Source organism: Bradyrhizobium sp. LB8.2, from assembly GCF_040548035.1.
In the GTDB taxonomy this organism is placed as follows: Bacteria; Pseudomonadota; Alphaproteobacteria; order Rhizobiales; family Xanthobacteraceae; genus Bradyrhizobium.
In genome coordinates this window covers 1-17,193 of record NZ_JBEPQV010000022.1, presented here as the reverse complement: position 1 = coordinate 17,193, position 17,193 = coordinate 1, and the positions used below count along the sequence as shown (strand labels likewise).

Below are 17,193 nucleotides of genomic sequence, written 5' to 3'. Positions count from 1 at the left end.
GCGGAGCTGAACTCGAGCCAGGAGACACGACATGACAGCGTATCTGATCGCGGACATTAAAGTGACTGACGGAAAGTGGGTGCCGGATTACGCGGCGTCCGTCCACGAACTGGTGCACAAGCACGGCGGCAAATATCTTTCCCGCAGCGGCAACGTGAAAACCCTCGAAGGCGCTCCCCTCGACACCTCCCTGATCGCGATCATGTCGTTTCCAACGGCGAAGGCAGCGGAATCCTTCGTGACCGATCCGGCCTATGGCCGCTTCGCCGCGGCGCGCCGGGGCGGCAGCGAGAGCCGCTTCCAGCTGATCGACGACACCGATCTGGCCGGCACGATTCCCTACCTCGCCAAGGCTTGAGCCGCATCTTCGTCAAGACATCGAACCCGGCCGCAGGCGCACGCCGTGCCCGGCCCACACATAGGCTTCCTTCCACGCTCGATCGACCGAGCCAAGCAGCGCAGCGCAGTGCCAGTCACCAGCGCTGCGCTTGCGCCGGTCCTAGCTGCGGGCGATTGTCCCGCCAACCACAACACCGGCCTTCTTCTCGATCGGCTTGATCGCCGCGGTGAAATCGGACTCGGCGCCTTCGGCGCTGATCACGGTCTCCCACAACCGGCCGACCGCATCCGCGACCTCCATCGACAGGCCGAGCTGCTTCATCTCCTCCAGTGCCAGCCGCACGTCCTTCACCATCAGTCCGGTGGCGAAACCGAAGTCGAACGTTCGCGGCAGCACCGCGCGCGGAAATTTGTCGCGGCTCGCGGTGTTCATGCCGGACCCGGCATTGATGACGTCGATCATCACGGCGGGATCGAGCCCGGCTTTCACGCCCATCACGACGGCTTCCGACGTCGCCACCATCGCGGTTGCCGATAGGAAGTTGTTGGCGAGCTTCATGGTCTGCGCCGCGCCTGGCTTCTCGCCGATGAAGAACACCTTCCCGATGACGTCGAGCGCGGGCTTGAGCAGTTCGAAGTCTGCTTTCGGCCCAGAGACCATCACCGCCAGCGTGCCCTTCTCGGCACCACCGACGCCGCCGGAGACAGGGCAGTCGATCTGCACGATGTCATGCTTGGCGAGCAGGCCGTGAATCTTCGCCGCCATCTGCGAGCCGACGGTGGAGAGATCGATGAAGCGTTTTGCGCGGCTTCCCTCGATCACGCCGTTCGGCCCCGTCGCAACCGCGAGCGAAGCCTGCAGCGAGGGCAGGCTGGCCATGACTGTCTCGACCTGGTCGGCCACGTCTTTCGGTGATGTCGCAGCGCTGGCGCCGCGCGCCACCAGCTTGTCGAGGACCTCTTGGCGCGTGTCGAACACGATCAGCTTGTGTCCCGCCTCGATCAGCCGCCGCGCCATCGGGAAACCCATGTTTCCGAGGCCGATGAATCCGATGTCCATGGTGTTTTCCTTCCCGTCGTCATTGCGAGGAGCGAAGCGACGAAGCTTCGCTTCGCTCGCAACGACGGAGCAATAGAGTTGAGAGCGGTTTAGTCTAGCTCACGCCTTCCCGTCGATCTCCGCGAACACCTCGCGCGCGATGCGAAAACTGTCGACCGCCGCCGGCATGCCGCCATAGATTGCGACCTGCATCAGAATCTCGCGGATCTCGTCCCGGCTGACGCCGTTGGTCAGTGCGCCCTTCAGATGCGCGCGGAATTCGTGCTGGCGGTTGAGGATCGCGATCATCGCGATGTTGAGCATGCTGCGGGTCTTGCGCGGCAGCTCCTCGCGGCCCCACACCGTGCCCCAGCAATATTCGTTGAGCATCTCCTGGAACGGACGGTTGAAATCATCGACGCTCTTCAGGGCGTTGTTGACATAGGCCTCGCCCAGCACCGCTTTGCGGACTTCCAGGCCCTTGTCGTGCATCTTCTTGTCCATGGCGTTTCCTTCGGTTTCCTTGGATGGCGGCGCGGAAATTAGGGGGTTGCGGCGGGGCAGTCACGTCCTCGTGTTATGCGGGAAAAGGGGTGTCTCCCGCACAGGAACGGATGCCTCGGTGCTGCCGTTGTGGTAGCTTCTCTACCGGGCAACCTGGAGAGTTGATTGAACGGCGTCATCCCCGAGCCGTCAGACCCGATCCGCGATGGCGACGCTCTGTCGCGGCTGAAGCTGGCGCAGGCCCTGAAGCGGGCCACTTATGCCATCGCGTGGGAGCGTGGCTGGCCGAATCTGGCACGGCTTCTCACCGTCGTCGGCCTGTTCCTGGTGGTGTCCTGGGCCGGCCTCTGGCTGGTGCTGCCGTTCGTTGCCCGCGCTATCGGTCTCGTCGTTTTCGCCGGAATGGCGATTGCCGTCCTGTTCCCGGTGCGTCGCTTCCGCTGGCCGAGCCGCGAGGAGGCGCTTGCCCGGCTCGACCGCGGCTCCGGCATCCGTCATCGGCCGGCCACCACGCTCACGGACACGTTGAGCTCGCGGGATCCGGTTGCGCAGGCGTTGTGGCAGGCACAGCGCGAGCGCACGCTGGCTTCGATCAAGCGCATCCGCGCCGGTCTGCCGAACCCGCGGCTCGCTCTGCATGATCCCTGGGCGCTCCGCGCGCTGGTCATGGTGATGTTGGTAGCGACCTTCTTCGCCGCCGGCGACGAGCGTGCGATGCGGCTGGGCGCAGCCTTCGACTGGAACGGCGTGCTGGCGCCGACCAACGTTCGCGTTGACGCCTGGGTCACGCCGCCGCTCTACACCGGCAAGCCGCCGGTCATCCTGTCGGCCGCCAACAAGGAGGCCGCGGCGCTGCCCGCCAGCGGCCCGCTTGCCGTTCCCGCCGGCTCGACCCTGATCGTGCGCTCCTCCGGCGGCAGCCTCGATGTCGTGATCTCCGGCGGCCTCAAGGAGGTCGCCCCCGCTGAAGCCACGCCCAAAGGCACCAACGAGAAGCATTTTGCCATCACCGGTGACGGCACCGCGCATGTCCGCGCGCCCTCCGGCCAGCCGCAATGGGCGTTTGCGGCAACGCCGGACCGCGCGCCGACGATCGCCCTTGCGAAGGATCCCGAGCGTCAGGCCCGCGGTGGGCTCCAGCTCTCCTACAAGATCGAGGACGATTACGGCGTCACCGGCGCCGCCGCGCAAATCGGCCTGCGGCCCGCCGAAGCCAAAGACGGTAGCAGGGATGCCGACACCAAGGTCGCCGCGCGGCCGCTATTCCAGCCGCCGCAATTCCCGCTCGTATTGCCGAATGCGCGCACCCGCAACGGCGTCGGCCAGACGGTGAAGGACCTCAGCGAGGACCCCTATGCCGGCGCCGACGTCACGCTGACCCTCACCGCCAAGGACGAGGCCGGCAACGAGGCCAAAAGCGAACCCTTCAACATGCGCCTGCCCGAGCGGCTGTTCACCAACTCGCTGGCGCGCGCGCTGATCGAGCAGCGCCGCATCCTCGCGCTCGACGCCAACAAGAACTCGGATGTCTATGCCGCGCTCGACGCGCTGATGATCGCGCCCGAATTGTTCACGCCGGATGCAGGCTGCTATCTCGGCCTGCGCAGCCTGGCGCTCCAGGTGGAAGCCGCCCGCACCGACGACGCGCTGCGCGAGGTGGTGGGAAGCATGTGGGCGTTTGCGGTCACCATAGAGGACGACGGTGCCGCCGGCAGCGTCAACGCCGCGCTGCGCTCGGCGCAGGATGCGCTCAAGCGGGCGCTGGAACGCGGCGCCAGTGAGGAGGAGATCAAAGCGCTGACGCAAAAGCTGCGCGAGGCGATGGCCGGCAAGGTGCGCGATCTCGCGCGGCGCGCCGAGCAGAATCCGCTTGGACCCCGGCAGCCGTTCCCCGCAGAGGTTCAGCTCATTCTCGACAAGTCGGTCGAGCTGCGACAAAAGACCCAGCATGCCACGCCCGAGCAGCTCGAAGAGCTGGCGCAGCAGCAGGACGTCTTGCGCCAGCAGCTGCAGGCCTATCGGAAGTCGGCGGGCAGCCGGGCGAAGGGGGGCGAGGACGGGGCCAATCAGTTTACGCGGGACCGGAAATGCGGAAGCTAGCGCGCGTGCCAGCCTTGAAGGCGATGTCGATCGCCTGTCTCGCCCTCCTCCTGGGAGGCTTCCCCGCTGCGGTCTCGGCCCAGCAGGATCAGGATCCCGACGCGCTGCTCGACAGCGCGGAAAAGGCGATGCAGGAGTCCGGCGACAGCCTCAGGCAAAAGGAGTCCGGACGCAGCCTGAACAACCAATCCGATGCGATTCAGAAGCTCGAGGACTACAAGCGCGCGACGGAAAAAAGCCAATCCTCCAATCGCGATCGTTCCGTCATCACGCAACGCGACCTGGACGAGCTCCTGAAGCAGATCGAGAAGGCGGCGCGCGAAGGCAATCGCGAGGCGGCCCAGCGCATGCTCGAGCAGCTCGCGCAGATCATGGAAAATCTCCAGATGGCGCAGCCCGGACAGTCCGGCGACAGCGACATGGAGCAGGCGCTCAACGAGCTCAGCGACATGATCCGCAAGCAGCAGCAATTGCGCGACAAGACTTTCAAGCAGGGCCAGGACTCCCGGCGTGAGCGCTCGCGCGGCAAGCAGCAGGGCGACCAGTCGATGTCGGACCTCCAGCAGGATCAGCAGTCGCTGCGCGACCGCCTGAAGAAGCTGCAGGACGAGCTCGCCAAGCGCGGCCTCACGCAGAAGGGGCAAAAGGGTCAGAATCAGAAAGGCCAGAAGGGCCAGCAAGGTGAGCAGGGACAGCCGGGCCAGGATGGCGATCAGGACGGCGACCAGGGCGATGACGACGGCAGTCTGGACGCTGCCGACGGGGCCATGGGCGATGCCGGCTCGCAGCTTGGCGAGGGCAATTCCGACGGCGCCGTGGACGCGCAAGGGAAAGCTCTCGACGCCTTGCGCAAGGGCGCGCAGAAGATGGCCGAGGCGATGCAGCACGGCGATGGCGACGGGCAGGGCGACGGTCCCGGCAATCGTGCCGGCCGTCAGCAGAGCGGCGGCAATCAGACCGATCCGCTCGGCCGCCCCCTTCACGGCCGAGATCTAAGCGACGACTACACGGTCAAGATCCCCGGCGAGATCGACGCCCAGCGCGTCCGCCGCATCCTCGAAGAGCTCCGCCGCCGCTTGGGGGATAGCTCGCGCCCGCAGATCGAGCTCGACTATATCGAGCGGCTGCTGAAGGATTTTTAGAGGCTGCCGCAGCTTTCGTCGCCCGGATGAGCGCAGCGATATCCGGGGCCGCCGGTCCCGCATGTCGCTGTGCTCATGCGGGCTACAATCCTGCCCGCCGCTATGCTTTCTTCGCCGCCAGCGCATCTGCCACCGCCGTGCGGATGTCGGCGACCGAGAACGGCTTGGTCACGACGTCATGCACCAGCGCGTTGAGGTTCGAGGCGCGTTCGCGCTGGTCGGCAAAGCCGGTCATCAGCAGAATGGTCAGGTCGGGGAAATCGCGTGCGACGGAAAGCGCCAACGCGATGCCGTCCATCACCGGCATCTGGATGTCGGTGAGCAGCAGGTCGAATGCGCCGTCCGCGCGGGTCAGGATTTCAAGCGCCTCGGCGCCGTCCTGCGCGGTGACGATCTCATGGCCGTCCATGGCGATGGCGCGCGCCACCAGTTGGCGCATCGAATCCTCGTCGTCGGCGATCAGGATTTTGGGCATGAGACCAACCTTGAGACCAACCTCGCGACCAGCTTTTCCTGCGAGAGCTGCGAAACCGATTATACGCTGCCGCCGGTGATGTCGCGCCGGTTGAAGAAGCGAACGTCGATATTGCGGCCCTCCGGCGGCGGCGAGGCCAGGCGCGAGCGGAAGAAGGCGCGCTCGCCGGGCTGTAGCACGGTCTGCTCCAGAACCGTGTTCCAGGCGTAGATCTCCGCGCCCTGCGCGTCGCGCACCGCGAAGCGCAGCCGGGGAATGTCGAGCGGCTTCTTGCCCTGGCCCACGATCACGCCCTCGATCACCAGCACTTGCTTACCGTCCACGGTCTCGCTGGAAAGCTTGACGTCCTTGAAGGCCAGCGCGCGCAGATTAACTTCGAGGCCGACCATCTTGTAGAATGCGGCCGTTTGCGGCAGCAGCCGCACCATGTCGCCGCGCCAGATCATCAGCGCCAGCACCAGCGCGCCCATGGCGGCGCAGGCTGTCGGCAGGCCGAAATGGGATTTTCGCGGCGCCGTGACGGCGACCGGACGGCTCACCCGCGCGCCGCGCCGGCGGCCGAACAGGCCGCGGAACCAGGATTGGTGCTGTTCGCCGACGACTTCCTCCTCGGCGGACCGGGCCGCCGCCGACCATTCGTCCTCGGTGTCCCTCGCCTCCTCGTCCGGCCAGTCACTGGCGATCGAGGGGCTGTCGACAACGGGCGCATCGGCGGCGCCGTCGTCCCGGGCATAGGAGTTCCACTGCTCGGCGAGATCGGACTGGTCGTCGGCCTGGCTGGCCGCGGCCATTGCCGGGATGGACGCCTCCTCGATGGCATCCTCGGCATGGGCAACCCAGGTCTCCTTGCAACGGGAGCAGCGGACCGTCCGTCCGTTCACCCCGAGGCTCGCAAGCTTGATGGCGTAGGATGTCGTACAATGAGGGCAGACGATATGCATGGACGAGCCTTGATGCATGGACGGGACTTGACGATGACACGGTCGCGGAGAACCGAGGGACAGGAATGCTGCCAATTATGCTACAGGGCGACCGTTAACGAACCGGAAACCATAACGGTCGCAAAACCCGTTGATCGCGTGTGGCGGAGCACAGCCGTGTGGCCCGCGCCCTCACTCGAACGGAGCTGAACTTGGTTCGGTTCGAAAATGTCGGACTGCGTTACGGCCTGGGGCCCGAGGTCCTGCGCGACCTCAGCTTCCATATCCCGGCGCATTCCTTTCAATTTCTCACCGGCCCGTCCGGCGCCGGCAAAACCTCGCTGCTGCGCCTGTTGTTCCTCTCGCATCGACCGACGCGCGGCCTCGTCAATCTGTTCGGCCACGACATCTCGCAACTCGGCAAGGACGAGGTCGCGGATCTGCGCAAGCGCATCGGCATCGTGCTCCAGGATTTCCGCTTACTCGACCACATGACGACATATGAGAACGTCGCGCTGCCGTTCCGCGTCATGGGCCGCAGCGAATCGAGCTACCGCAAGGAGGTCATCGACCTCCTGAAATGGGTCGGGCTTGGCGAGCGCATGGACGCGCTGCCGCCGATCCTGTCCGGCGGCGAGAAGCAGCGCGCGGCGATCGCGCGCGCCGTGATCTCGCGGCCGCAGCTGCTGCTGGCAGACGAGCCGACCGGCAGCGTCGATCCGACGCTCGGCCGCCGCCTGCTGCGGCTGTTCATCGAGCTCAACAAATCGGGCACCGCCGTCATCATCGCCACCCACGATATCGCCCTGATGGACCAGTACGAGGCGCGCCGCTTCGTGCTGCACCAGGGACGGCTGCACGTCTATGAGTAGGCCCGACGAGCGCGGCGTGCTGGTCGACCTCGGACAGGAGCGTCCGCAGCTGCCGGCCAAGGCGCGCAACATGTCGCCGATCGTGCCGCGCGCCTCGATCCATGGCCGCGCGCTGGTCGCCGTCGTCGCCATCATGACCTTCCTGGCGTCGATGACGACCGGCACGGTGCTGCTGGTGAGCGCCTCCGCCGCCGAATGGCAGTCGGACGTTGCGAGCGAAATCACCATCCAGGTCCGGCCGCAGACGGGACGCGATCTCGAACGCGACACCGCGGCGGTGACCGAGGCCATGCGCGCGCAAGCCGGCATCGTCGAGGTCAAGCCGTTCACCAAGGACGAGAGCGGCAAGTTGCTCGAGCCCTGGCTCGGCACCGGCCTGTCGCTGGACGATCTGCCGGTGCCGCGCATGATCATCGCGCGCGTGCAACCCGGCACGCCGCTCGATCTCGGCGCCTTGCGCGCCCGCGTGACCCAGGTGGCGCCAAGCGCCAGCGTCGACGATCACCGCGCCTGGATCGAGCGCATGCGCTCGATGACCAACGCCACCGTGCTCGCCGGCCTCGGCATCCTCGCGCTCGTCATTATCGCCACCATCATCTCGGTGTCGTTCGCGACCCGCGGCGCCATGGCGGCGAACCGTCCGATCGTCGAGGTGCTGCATTTCGTCGGTGCCGGCGACCGTTATATCGCCAACCGCTTCCTGCGCCATTTCCTCAGGCTGGGCCTTGAGGGCGGCGTCATCGGAGGCGGCGCCGCCATGCTGGTGTTCGGTTTCTCCGAGTCGATTGCAGGGTGGTTTTCCGGCACCCCCGTCGGCGATCAGTTCGCCGCGCTGCTCGGCACCTTCTCGCTACGACCGTCGGGCTACATCGTGCTCGCGGTGCAGGCCGTGCTGATCGGCGCCATCACCGCAGTCGCCTCGCGCCAGACACTGTTCGCGACACTGAACGATGTCGATTGAGGCCGATAAACCGGACTCCACTTCGCCTCAAAACGTCCTAAAATCGTCCGGGGAAGGGACCACCGACATCGCATGACCGCGCCGACCGACGATCGATCGCCGAAACTGCCGCGCGGTTGGCTGCGCGCGGCCGTGATGTCGACGATTGCGCTCGCCTTCGTCGGCGCGGCGGCGGGCTTCATCGCGTTCCTGTCGCAATTGCGCGGCGCCGAGATCGCGCCGGACCGCAAGGCGGACGGCATCGTGGTGCTGACCGGCGGCTCCTCGCGGGTCTCGGATGCGATGGAGCTGCTCGCTGCCGGCTACGGCAGGAGGCTCCTGATCTCCGGCGTGCACCCGACCTCGACGGCGAGCGACATCTCCCGAACGTTGCCGGAGAGCCAGTCCTTCATGCGTTGCTGCGTCGATCTCGACCGCACCGCGGTCTCGACCCGCGGCAATGCCGCGGAAGCGCGGCGCTGGGCCGAGGGGCGCGGCTTCAAATCGCTGATCGTGGTCACCTCGAACTATCACATGCCCCGCGCGCTGGTGGAATTCTCGCATGCGATGCCGGAGACTACATTGGTCCCGTTCGTGGTGGTCGGCGAAAAATGGCGCGAGGAGCCGTGGTGGACCTCGGCGTCCACCTTGCGGCTGCTGCTGTCCGAATATGTCAAGTACATCGCGGCCGAGCTCAGGGTGCGGCTGGAGGATTTCGGGATTGACCTTTCGCCCGAGATGTCGGAGCAGCCTCCCGGGCTGCAGCCGAAGCGTCCCGCCACCGCACAGGCCAATTGATCGGCAATTGATTGGATCCTCGATGTTCTTGATTTTCTTGCGATCGCTCGTGTTCAACGTGCTGTTCTACACCGTGCTGGTGTGCCTCGCGATCGTGGCGCTGCCGACCTTCGCATTGCCGCCGCGCGCCATGCTCACGGTCGCGCAATGGTGGGCGAAGGCGACGCTGTTCCTGATGCGGGCGGTCTGCAACATCAAGGTGGAATTCCGCGGCGTCGAGAAGATCCCGACGGGGCCATTGGTGATCGTCGCGAAACACCAGTCGTTCTGGGAGACGTTCGTCTTGCCCGGCTTCTTCGATCGCCCGATCTTCATCCTCAAGCGTCAGCTCATGCAGATCCCGGTGTTCGGCCAGTTCCTGGTCAAGACCGGGATGATCGCGATCGACCGCAACGCCGGCGTCAAGGCGCTGCTGGACATGACGCGGCGGGCGCGCGAGGCGGTGCGCAGCGGCGGGCAGCTCGTGATCTTTCCCGAAGGCACGCGCCGCGCACCGGGCGCGCCACCGGACTACAAGACCGGCTTTGCGCAGATCTATTCGTCCTGCGGCGCGCAGTGCCTGCCGATCGCGCTCAATTCCGGCCTGTTCTGGCCGCGCCGCACGTTCATGCGCTATCCCGGCACGCTGGTGGTGGAGTTCCTCGATCCGCTGCCGCCGGGCCTGCGGAAGGACGAGTTTCTCTCCCGCGTGCAAACGGCGATCGAAGACGCGACCGGCCGCCTCGTCGAAGCGGGCCGCAAGGAGCAGGAGCAGTTGATGGGCAATTCGCCGAGCTATGCGCCGTCGGAGAATTAGCGGCTCTCTCGATCTTCTGTGGGAGCCGGCGCGTGCGGGGAATGCGCATCACCATGCAGCATGGTCGCGAGCTGATGCAGCTGCGTGTCGCGAAAGCCTTCGGCCTCAATTGCTTTCACCGTCGCGGTCACGTAGTCGCGGTTGGCGCCGGACTGGCCGTGGCCCTGGAGCACGTGGCGATGCTGGTCGGTGAGCGACAGCCGACCGGCATATTGCACGTGGCCGCGGTCGACGACATAGGCGAGCGCGGAGACGCGCTGCCGCGCGTCGTTCTCCAGCCACACCGAGCGCGTGACTTCGCGATAGACCGACGTCACCTGCTCGCGCGCGCGCAAATAGGCGACCACATCGACGCGGCTCTTCTCGGCAACACGGAAGGCGATGCCGCGGCAGGCGCCGCCGCGGTCGAGCCCAAGCACCAGACCCGGCTTTTCGGGCGTACCACGGTGCACGAAGGAATAGACGCAGAGCGCGCGATGCTCGCCGACCAGCCGCGCCGGGACGCGTTCCTCGAATTCGAAGCCCGGCCGCCATATTAGCGAGCCGTAGCCGAACACCCAGAGGTCGCCTTTGGCTGCGGTGACGGAGGGAAGGGTGATTTCCGACATTTCGGGCACGGCTACCAGAACCGCGCTCCCAAGCGAAGCGAATTCTCCGCCTTTCGTTGTAGCTGTACCTCGCTTACATTTGACAAAATCAGGGGTCAAAGGGATCGCCGCATGTCCGATATGACCGTTGCCGCAGGCCGGCGCTCCCGTTGGGGCCTTTTCATTGCCCCCATTATCCTCCTGATCCTCGCCGTCGCGTGGAGCGGCTTCTGGTTCTATGCCGCGTCGCAGGCCGAAATCGCCGCCGACGCCTGGCGCGCGCAGGAGGCCAAATCCGGCCGCATCTATGATTGCGCGAAGCGCTCGATCGCAGGCTTCCCGTTCCGCTTCGAGGTCCAATGTTCCGGCGCCAGCGTCGCTCTGGTATCGCAGAACGCCAGCAAGACGCCGTTCACGGCGAAGCTCGACAACATCCTGGTCGTCGCCCAGGTCTACGATCCCAAGCGCATCATCGCCGAGTTCTCTGCGCCGGCAACGCTCACCGACGGCGTCACGCAAAGCACTTTCGTGGTGAACTGGAGCAAGGGTCGCAGCAGCGTGGTCGGCCTGCCCGCCGTGCCCGAGCGCGCCTCCGTCGTATTCGACGATCCCACCGTCAACCGGCTCGACGGCACGGTGCAGGTGCCGCTCGCGCGCGCAAAACAGGTCGAGCTGCATGGACGCCTCGCGGACGGATCGCCGTCCGATCATCCCGTGATCGAGACCGTGTTTCAGATCGCGCAGGGCAGCATCCAGGGCGTTCATCCGCTGCTCGCCGAGCCGTTCGAGGCCGACACGCGGGCGAAGATCACCGGTCTGTCCGACCTCACGCCAAAGCCGTGGCCGCAGCGCTTCCGCGAGATCCAGGCCGCCGGCGGCCATATCGAGATCGTGCAGTCGCGGATCCAGCAGGGCGAGATGATCGCGGTCGCGGCCGGCACGCTCGGGCTCTCGGCCAATGGCCGACTCGACGGTGAATTGCAGATGACGGTGACGGGCCTCGAGCGCGTGATCCCCGCGCTCGGCATCGAGAAGATGCTGGAGGAGGGTGTGCCGCAGGCCACTCTCGATCGCGTCGCCCCCGGCGTGAAGTCGCAGGACCTCAACAATCTGTTCGGTGCACTCGACCGTGCCGTTCCCGGGCTCGGCAAGGTCATCAAGCAGAATGCCAATGCCGGCGTTGCCGCCGGCATCAATTCGATTGGCACCGAGAGCACGCTGGAAGGCAAGAAGGCCCGCAGCTTCCCGCTGAAATTCGTCGACGGCGCTGTGCTGCTCGGCCCGATCAAGGTCGGCCAGATCCCGCCGCTGTATTGATTCCTCCGTCATTGCGAGCGAAGCGAAGCAATCCAAACTTTCTCCTCGGAAACAGTCTGGATTGCGCTGCGCTCCTCGCAATAAGGAGGTGAGAGCGTGGCTACGGCTTTTTCAGCGCCGCATGCGGCCGGCCGAAGTCGGGCGCGGCCGAATCCTGGCCAATTTCGACGATGCCGCGGCGGATGGCGCGGGTGCGGGTGAAATGGTCGAACAGCGCCTCGCCGTCGCCGCGGCGGATTGCACGCGTCAGCTTGGCTAGGTCCTCGGTGAAGGTGCCGAGCATCTCCAGCACGGCTTCCTTGTTGGCGAGGAACACGTCGCGCCACATCGTCGGATCGGACGCGGCGATGCGCGTGAAATCGCGAAAGCCGCCGGCGGAGAACTTGATGACCTCGGACTCCGTCACCTGCTGGAGCTCGTCGGCGGTGCCGACGATGGTGTAGGCGATCAGATGCGGCAGATGGCTGGTGATCGCAAGCACGAGATCATGATGATCTGGCGTCATGACCTCGACCTTGGCACCCATCGCCGTCCAGAACGCGCGCAGGCGATCGGTGGCAGCGGCATCAACGCCTTCCGGCGGCGTCAGGATGCACCAGCGATTGATGAAGAGCTCGGCGAAGCCTGAATCGGGGCCCGAATGCTCGGTGCCTGCGACGGGATGCGCCGGCACGAAATGGATGCCTTTCGGCAAATGCGGCGCCATGTCCCTGACAATAGCGCCCTTGACCGAGCCGACGTCGGAGATGATCGCGCCGGGCTTGAGATGCGCGGCGATCTCCTGCGCCACCGGCCCGCAGGCGCCGACGGGAATGCAAAGGATGACCAGATCGGCGTCCTTCACCGCCTCCGCATTGGTCGCGACGACCTGGTCGACGATGCCGAGCTCCATCACGCGTGCGCGCGTCTTCTCCGAGCGCGCGGTGGTGACGATTTCGCCGGCCAGGCCCTGGAGCTTGGCAGCGCGGGCGATCGAGCCGCCGATCAGGCCGAAGCCGATCAGCGCGACGCGCTGGAAGTGCGGGGTCGCGCTCATCTGCCGGCCATGAAGTCGCGCAGGCCCTCGACGACGAGACGATTGGCCTCCTCGGTGCCGATGGTCATGCGCAGCGAATGCGGCAGGCCGTAGTTCTTTAACCCGCGCAGCACCAGCCCGCGCTTGGTGAGGAAGGCGTCGGCCGCGTCCGAGGTCTTGCCCTCGGTCGGGAAGTGGATCAGCACGAAATTGGCGACGCTCGGCGTCACGTTCAGCCCGAGCTTGCCGATCTCCTCGGTCAGCCAGTTGCGCCAGGTCTCGGTGAATTGCTTCGACATGGCTTGGTGACCGGTGTCCTCGATCGCGGCAACGGCAGCGTACATCGCCGGCGTCGACACGTTGAAGGGCCCGCGGATGCGGTTGACCGCGTCGATGATGTGCTCGGGGCCGAACATCCAGCCGATGCGCAGCGCCGCAAGACCATGGATCTTGGAGAAGGTGTGCGTCACGACCGTGTTCTCGGTGGTGGCGACGAGCTCGATCCCCATCTCGTAATCATTGCGCGAGACGTAGTCGCAATAGGCTGCGTCCAGCACCAGCAGCACGTGCGAGGGCAGGCCGGCGCGCAGGCGCTTGACCTCGTCGAACGGGAGATAGGTGCCGGTCGGGTTGTTGGGGTTGGCGAGCCAGACCAGTTTTGTCCGCGGCGTCACGGCCTTGAGAATGGCGTCGACGTCGGAGGTGAGGTTCTTCTCCGCTGCAACGACGTTCCTGGCGCCGACCGCCATGGTCGCGATCGGGTAGACCAGAAAGCCGTGCGTGGTGGAGATCGCCTCGTCGCCTTGGCTGAGATAGGTGTGGGCGAGCAGATTGAGGATCTCGTCCGAGCCGGCGCCGCAGATGATGCGATTGGGATCGAGCCCGAAGGTGCGCCCGATCGCTTCGCGCAGCACGCGCGAGGTTCCTTCCGGATAGTCTTCCAGATGATCCGCAACGTTCTTGAACGCCTCGATCGCCTTCGGCGAGGGCCCGAACGGCGTCTCGTTGGCCGAGAGCTTGAACACCTTGCGGCCCGGCTCCGCCACCGGACTCTTGCCGGGTGTGTAGGGCGCAATATCGAGAATGCCGGGATTCGGCATGGGGCGGGACATCTTCAACTCCGGAGTGGCTTAGGCGGTTCGCGACTTACGATTTCGACCCGGTCGGGGGCACCGTATAGCGCGTTGCGTGGCTGCCGACGAGGGCCGTGGAGCGCACCGAGGCCCCCGCTTCGATCAGGGCAGTCTTGATTTTGTCGAGGCTGCTCGTCGCGGTGATCGAGACCAGCAGCGCGGCGCCGTCGAAGGCGATATCGGGCACGGCCACGATCTCGGCGAGCGGCGACAGGGCGCGCGCGACCTCGGCGTTCCACCCCGACACGCGCACGCTGAAGGTCTCGACCTCCGTCACCAGGGCGCTGTCGGCGACGCGCGAGACCGCAAACACGGGCAACGCCGCCGGATGGTCCGCGCGCTCGACGAAGGGCAGCCGCGCGATGATCTTTGGCGCACCGGCTTCTTCCAGCGACAGCCACCATGGCGTGCGGCTCGAGGTCGCCGAGACCAGTGCCAGATCGCCCTTGGACTTCGCGACGGCCTCGACCGCCGCCTGCGCGCTGAAATGCGCGACGTAAGGCACGGTGAAGCCGAAATGGAATCGCGCGGAATCGCGCATGGCCGGCTCGCTTGCGGAGATGTCGGCGTGCACCGAGAACGGCGCCTGGACATAGGTGAAGGTCGCGATGATGACGCGCCAGATGCTCTCGACCGTGTCGAGCGGCAGGATGCCGCGATGACGCTGGACGAGGTCACGCATCATGGAAGCCTCGCGCGCCGGACGGAACGCCGAGCCGACCTCCTGGGTCTGCTTCACCTGGATCAGGCGATCGATGATGTCGCCGCGCTGCATCAACAGACGGTGCATGCCCTCGTCGATCGCGTCGATCTCCTTGCGCAATTCCTGGAGAGATGGTGGCGCGGGCGGACGTTGGGACATGTCTGACAGGCGTTGTTGAGGGCGTTCCAATGCGGATCAGTCGAGCCGACACCGCTGCTATCTGTCCTGATTAGGCAGTCAGGGCCGCGAAAGCAAAGAGAAATGCAAAGGGAAATGGGACCCGTTCCACCGATGGCGCGACAGGCGAATTTGGTTGATCCGGGCCGCGACTTGACGAAAACCGTCCAAGACGGTAGCTTTTACGCGTTCCGTGGTCATTTGAGCCGGCCGGCTTGCAGCCACGTTAAAAAACTCGCTAAACAGGCCGGGGACCCTTTCGATCCCGGCCGAACCTATCGTTCAGGCCGGGTTTTTTATGGCCTGATGTCAATGCGGTCACCACTACGATCGCAAACAAGGTCGATGGTCAGATGGTTGGCGTCCAGTCAATTCCGAGTCCCGCGATCACTGCCGACGAGCGGTCGCACGAGGTGGATCATCCGAGCTCGCAGGTCGCGCAGTTCGGCACGGAGCAGCCGCTGCGGCTCGATTGCGGTGTCGATCTCAGCCCGTTCCAGATCGCCTATCAAACCTATGGCGTGCTCAACGCCGATCGCTCCAACGCTGTTCTGCTCTGCCATGCGCTGACCGGCGACCAGCATGTTGCCAACGTCCATCCCGTCACCGGCAAACCCGGCTGGTGGGACACCTTGGTCGGCCCCGGCCGACCGATCGATCCTCAACACTACTTCATCATCTGCTCCAACGTGATCGGCGGTTGCATGGGCTCGACCGGTCCGGCTTCGATCAATCCCGCGGCCGGGAAGGTCTGGGGCCTCGATTTTCCTGTCATCACCATCCCCGACATGGTGCGCGCGCAGGCCATGCTGATTGACCGGCTCGGCATCGACACGCTGTTCGCGGTGGTCGGCGGCTCGATGGGTGGCATGCAAGTGCTGCAATGGACCGCGGCGTATCCGAGTCGCGTGTTCTCCGCGCTGGCGATTGCCTGCTCGACGCGGCACTCGGCGCAGAACATCGCGTTCCACGAGCTTGGCCGGCAGGCCGTGATGGCCGATCCCGATTGGCACAGTGGCGGCTATGCCGAGCACGGCCTCCATCCGCATCGCGGCCTCGCTGTGGCGCGGATGGCGGCGCACATCACCTATCTCTCGGACGCCGCGCTGCATCGCAAATTCGGCAGGCGCATGCAGGACCGCGAACTGCCGACCTTCTCGTTCGATGCCGACTTCCAGGTCGAGTCCTATCTGCGTTACCAGGGCTCGTCCTTCGTCGAGCGCTTCGACGCCAATTCCTATCTTTATCTGACGCGGGCGATGGATTATTTCGACATCGCCGGCGACCATGGCGGCGTGCTGGCGAAGGCGTTCGCGGCAATCCAGACCCGCTTCTGCGTGGTTTCCTTCACCAGCGACTGGCTGTTCCCGACCTCGGAATCGCGCGCGCTGGTACATGCGCTGAACGCATCGAGCGCGCGGGTGTCGTTCGCCGAGATCGAGACCGATCGCGGCCACGACGCCTTCTTGCTCGACGTGCCCGAATTCCTTGATATCTCCCGCGCCTTCCTGCAATCGGCAGGCAAGGCCCGCGGACTCACCCTCAGGGACGGATAGCCATGTCTGTACAGGAAGCGTTGCCGCTGGGTGGTCTTGCCACCGGGCAATCCGGTCAGTTTCGCGCCGACCATCTGCTGGTCGCGGAGATGGTCAAGCCGGGCTCGAAGGTGCTCGACGTCGGTTGCGGCGAGGGTGACCTGCTGCAGCTGCTCGAGACCCGCGGCATCGACGGCCGCGGCATCGAGCTGTCGCGCGAGGGCGTCAACCGCTGCGTCGCCAAGGGGCTCGCGGTGGTGCAGGGCGATGCCGACACCGACCTCATCAATTATCCCGACGACGCTTTCGACTACGTGATCCTGTCGCAGACGCTGCAGGCGACGCGGCAGCCCAAGGTCGTGCTGGAGAACCTCCTGCGCATCGGCCGCCGCGCCATCGTGTCGTTCCCGAATTTCGGCTTCTGGAAGATGCGGCTCCAGCTCCTGATTGGAGGCCACATGCCGCGCACGGAAAATCTGCCCGCAAGCTGGTATGACACCGCCAACATTCATTTCTGCACCATCAAGGATTTCGTCGAGCTCTGCGACGCGATCGACGTCAAGATGGAACGTGCCGAGGCGCTCGACCTCTACGGCCGCCCGCTGCGGCTGCGGATGCCGTGGTGGGTGTGGAATCTGTTCGGCGAGCAGGGCGTGTTTCTGCTGACGCGGGGCGGCAGGAAGTAGTTTTTCGTCATTGCGAGCGTAGCGAAGATTCCATGGGGAGTGGATAGCGACCAAGTCTGAGGCCAGACTGAGGTTGCAATACCACCCAACCTGGAGACGACGATGTTGCTCGATC

General features: G+C 65.5%; 18 protein-coding genes and 1 riboswitch. Of the genes, 10 read left to right on the top strand and 8 right to left on the bottom strand.

The window, feature by feature from the left end; genetic code table 11:
- The first annotated feature begins 31 nt into the window (after nucleotides 1-31).
- The gene (locus ABIB06_RS24495; RefSeq protein WP_018453248.1) at nucleotides 32-358 is read left to right on the top strand and encodes a DUF1330 domain-containing protein; all 327 of its coding nucleotides are present in this window, start codon (nucleotides 32-34) and stop codon (nucleotides 356-358) included.
- Between the two features lie 141 nt (nucleotides 359-499).
- On the opposite strand, the gene ABIB06_RS24490 is transcribed toward ABIB06_RS24495, so the two are convergent.
- Both ABIB06_RS24490 and ABIB06_RS24485 read right to left on the bottom strand, forming a co-directional pair.
- Nucleotides 500-1,399, bottom strand: a complete 900-nt coding sequence (locus ABIB06_RS24490) for an NAD(P)-dependent oxidoreductase (RefSeq protein ID WP_354050312.1) — start codon at nucleotides 1,397-1,399, stop codon at nucleotides 500-502.
- 99 nt (nucleotides 1,400-1,498) lie between these two features.
- Nucleotides 1,499-1,882 carry a carboxymuconolactone decarboxylase family protein gene (locus ABIB06_RS24485; RefSeq protein WP_027514149.1) on the bottom strand — a complete coding sequence of 128 codons (384 nt, stop codon included), beginning with the start codon at nucleotides 1,880-1,882 and terminating at the stop codon, nucleotides 1,499-1,501.
- A 165-nt stretch (nucleotides 1,883-2,047) separates the two neighbouring features.
- Between ABIB06_RS24485 and ABIB06_RS24480 the strand changes: the two genes are divergently transcribed.
- Nucleotides 2,048-3,982, top strand: a complete 1,935-nt coding sequence (locus ABIB06_RS24480) for a TIGR02302 family protein (RefSeq protein ID WP_354050310.1) — start codon at nucleotides 2,048-2,050, stop codon at nucleotides 3,980-3,982.
- Nucleotides 3,970-5,124: a DUF4175 family protein gene (locus ABIB06_RS24475; protein ID WP_354070180.1), complete on the top strand. Its 1,155-nt coding sequence runs from the start codon at nucleotides 3,970-3,972 to the stop codon at nucleotides 5,122-5,124. The genes ABIB06_RS24480 and ABIB06_RS24475 overlap by 13 nt, the downstream gene beginning before the upstream one ends.
- Before the next feature lie 100 nt (nucleotides 5,125-5,224).
- Here ABIB06_RS24475 and ABIB06_RS24470 read toward each other — a convergent pair whose 3' ends face one another.
- Nucleotides 5,225-5,599, bottom strand: coding sequence for a response regulator (locus tag ABIB06_RS24470; RefSeq protein ID WP_211381237.1), 375 nt, complete (start codon nucleotides 5,597-5,599; stop codon nucleotides 5,225-5,227).
- Between the two features lie 59 nt (nucleotides 5,600-5,658).
- Nucleotides 5,659-6,540, bottom strand: coding sequence for an MJ0042-type zinc finger domain-containing protein (locus tag ABIB06_RS24465; RefSeq protein ID WP_354050308.1), 882 nt, complete (start codon nucleotides 6,538-6,540; stop codon nucleotides 5,659-5,661).
- A gap of 191 nt (nucleotides 6,541-6,731) precedes the next feature.
- Here ABIB06_RS24465 and ftsE point away from each other — a divergent pair, with 191 nt between their 5' ends.
- From ftsE to ABIB06_RS24445, 4 genes are all read left to right on the top strand, one after another.
- Nucleotides 6,732-7,391, top strand: a complete 660-nt coding sequence (gene ftsE / locus ABIB06_RS24460; RefSeq protein ID WP_247339925.1) for a cell division ATP-binding protein FtsE — start codon at nucleotides 6,732-6,734, stop codon at nucleotides 7,389-7,391.
- The gene (locus ABIB06_RS24455; RefSeq protein ID WP_354050305.1) at nucleotides 7,384-8,352 is read left to right on the top strand and encodes a cell division protein FtsX; all 969 of its coding nucleotides are present in this window, start codon (nucleotides 7,384-7,386) and stop codon (nucleotides 8,350-8,352) included. The genes ftsE and ABIB06_RS24455 overlap by 8 nt, the downstream gene beginning before the upstream one ends.
- Before the next feature lie 72 nt (nucleotides 8,353-8,424).
- Nucleotides 8,425-9,129 (top strand): YdcF family protein, encoded by a 705-nt coding sequence (locus ABIB06_RS24450; protein WP_354050303.1) that lies wholly within the window; start codon nucleotides 8,425-8,427, stop codon nucleotides 9,127-9,129.
- A 22-nt stretch (nucleotides 9,130-9,151) separates the two neighbouring features.
- On the top strand, nucleotides 9,152-9,925 hold the full coding sequence (locus ABIB06_RS24445; protein ID WP_354050301.1) for a lysophospholipid acyltransferase family protein: 774 nt from the start codon (nucleotides 9,152-9,154) through the stop codon (nucleotides 9,923-9,925).
- Here ABIB06_RS24445 and ABIB06_RS24440 read toward each other — a convergent pair.
- Nucleotides 9,922-10,533, bottom strand: a complete 612-nt coding sequence (locus tag ABIB06_RS24440) for a gamma-glutamylcyclotransferase (RefSeq protein WP_354050300.1) — start codon at nucleotides 10,531-10,533, stop codon at nucleotides 9,922-9,924. The genes ABIB06_RS24445 and ABIB06_RS24440 overlap by 4 nt on opposite strands.
- 111 nt (nucleotides 10,534-10,644) lie before the next feature.
- Here ABIB06_RS24440 and ABIB06_RS24435 point away from each other — a divergent pair, with 111 nt between their 5' ends.
- Complete coding sequence (locus ABIB06_RS24435) at nucleotides 10,645-11,829, top strand: DUF2125 domain-containing protein (RefSeq protein ID WP_354050298.1); 1,185 nt, start codon at nucleotides 10,645-10,647, stop codon at nucleotides 11,827-11,829.
- A 100-nt stretch (nucleotides 11,830-11,929) separates the two neighbouring features.
- On the opposite strand, the gene ABIB06_RS24430 is transcribed toward ABIB06_RS24435, so the two are convergent.
- Genes ABIB06_RS24430 through ABIB06_RS24420 form a run of 3 tightly spaced genes read right to left on the bottom strand, consistent with a single transcriptional unit; the run spans nucleotide 11,930 to nucleotide 14,839 of the window.
- A complete protein-coding gene (locus ABIB06_RS24430; RefSeq protein WP_247445161.1) occupies nucleotides 11,930-12,865 on the bottom strand; it encodes a prephenate/arogenate dehydrogenase family protein in 936 nt (311 codons plus the stop codon).
- Nucleotides 12,862-13,956 carry a histidinol-phosphate transaminase gene (gene hisC, locus ABIB06_RS24425; RefSeq protein ID WP_354050296.1) on the bottom strand — a complete coding sequence of 365 codons (1,095 nt, stop codon included), beginning with the start codon at nucleotides 13,954-13,956 and terminating at the stop codon, nucleotides 12,862-12,864. Before hisC ends, ABIB06_RS24430 begins: the two co-directional genes overlap by 4 nt.
- A 34-nt stretch (nucleotides 13,957-13,990) precedes the next feature.
- On the bottom strand, nucleotides 13,991-14,839 hold the full coding sequence (locus ABIB06_RS24420; protein WP_354050295.1) for a chorismate mutase: 849 nt from the start codon (nucleotides 14,837-14,839) through the stop codon (nucleotides 13,991-13,993).
- A gap of 201 nt (nucleotides 14,840-15,040) precedes the next feature.
- Nucleotides 15,041-15,120: riboswitch (SAM riboswitch) on the top strand.
- Between the two features lie 90 nt (nucleotides 15,121-15,210).
- Here ABIB06_RS24420 and metX point away from each other — a divergent pair.
- Together metX and metW are read left to right on the top strand one after the other, a co-directional pair.
- On the top strand, nucleotides 15,211-16,413 hold the full coding sequence (gene metX / locus ABIB06_RS24415; RefSeq protein ID WP_247445158.1) for a homoserine O-acetyltransferase MetX: 1,203 nt from the start codon (nucleotides 15,211-15,213) through the stop codon (nucleotides 16,411-16,413).
- 2 nt (nucleotides 16,414-16,415) lie between these two features.
- Nucleotides 16,416-17,078, top strand: coding sequence for a methionine biosynthesis protein MetW (metW, locus tag ABIB06_RS24410; protein ID WP_247339962.1), 663 nt, complete (start codon nucleotides 16,416-16,418; stop codon nucleotides 17,076-17,078).
- Nucleotides 17,079-17,193 lie beyond the last annotated feature (115 nt).

What these genes read in the sequence shown, in the direction of transcription:
- ABIB06_RS24495 (WP_018453248.1), top strand. Translation starts at nt 32, where the DNA reads ATGACAGCGTATCTGATCGCGGACATTAAAGTGACTGACGGAAAGTGG.
- ABIB06_RS24490 (WP_354050312.1), bottom strand. Translation starts at nt 1,399, where the DNA reads ATGGACATCGGATTCATCGGCCTCGGAAACATGGGTTTCCCGATGGCG.
- ABIB06_RS24485 (WP_027514149.1), bottom strand. Translation starts at nt 1,882, where the DNA reads ATGGACAAGAAGATGCACGACAAGGGCCTGGAAGTCCGCAAAGCGGTG.
- ABIB06_RS24475 (WP_354070180.1), top strand. Translation starts at nt 3,970, where the DNA reads ATGCGGAAGCTAGCGCGCGTGCCAGCCTTGAAGGCGATGTCGATCGCC.
- ABIB06_RS24470 (WP_211381237.1), bottom strand. Translation starts at nt 5,599, where the DNA reads ATGCCCAAAATCCTGATCGCCGACGACGAGGATTCGATGCGCCAACTG.
- ABIB06_RS24465 (WP_354050308.1), bottom strand. Translation starts at nt 6,540, where the DNA reads ATGCATATCGTCTGCCCTCATTGTACGACATCCTACGCCATCAAGCTT.
- ABIB06_RS24455 (WP_354050305.1), top strand. Translation starts at nt 7,384, where the DNA reads ATGAGTAGGCCCGACGAGCGCGGCGTGCTGGTCGACCTCGGACAGGAG.
- ABIB06_RS24450 (WP_354050303.1), top strand. Translation starts at nt 8,425, where the DNA reads ATGACCGCGCCGACCGACGATCGATCGCCGAAACTGCCGCGCGGTTGG.
- ABIB06_RS24445 (WP_354050301.1), top strand. Translation starts at nt 9,152, where the DNA reads ATGTTCTTGATTTTCTTGCGATCGCTCGTGTTCAACGTGCTGTTCTAC.
- ABIB06_RS24440 (WP_354050300.1), bottom strand. Translation starts at nt 10,533, where the DNA reads ATGTCGGAAATCACCCTTCCCTCCGTCACCGCAGCCAAAGGCGACCTC.
- ABIB06_RS24435 (WP_354050298.1), top strand. Translation starts at nt 10,645, where the DNA reads ATGTCCGATATGACCGTTGCCGCAGGCCGGCGCTCCCGTTGGGGCCTT.
- ABIB06_RS24430 (WP_247445161.1), bottom strand. Translation starts at nt 12,865, where the DNA reads ATGAGCGCGACCCCGCACTTCCAGCGCGTCGCGCTGATCGGCTTCGGC.
- hisC (WP_354050296.1), bottom strand. Translation starts at nt 13,956, where the DNA reads ATGTCCCGCCCCATGCCGAATCCCGGCATTCTCGATATTGCGCCCTAC.
- ABIB06_RS24420 (WP_354050295.1), bottom strand. Translation starts at nt 14,839, where the DNA reads ATGTCCCAACGTCCGCCCGCGCCACCATCTCTCCAGGAATTGCGCAAG.
- metX (WP_247445158.1), top strand. Translation starts at nt 15,211, where the DNA reads ATGGTTGGCGTCCAGTCAATTCCGAGTCCCGCGATCACTGCCGACGAG.
- metW (WP_247339962.1), top strand. Translation starts at nt 16,416, where the DNA reads ATGTCTGTACAGGAAGCGTTGCCGCTGGGTGGTCTTGCCACCGGGCAA.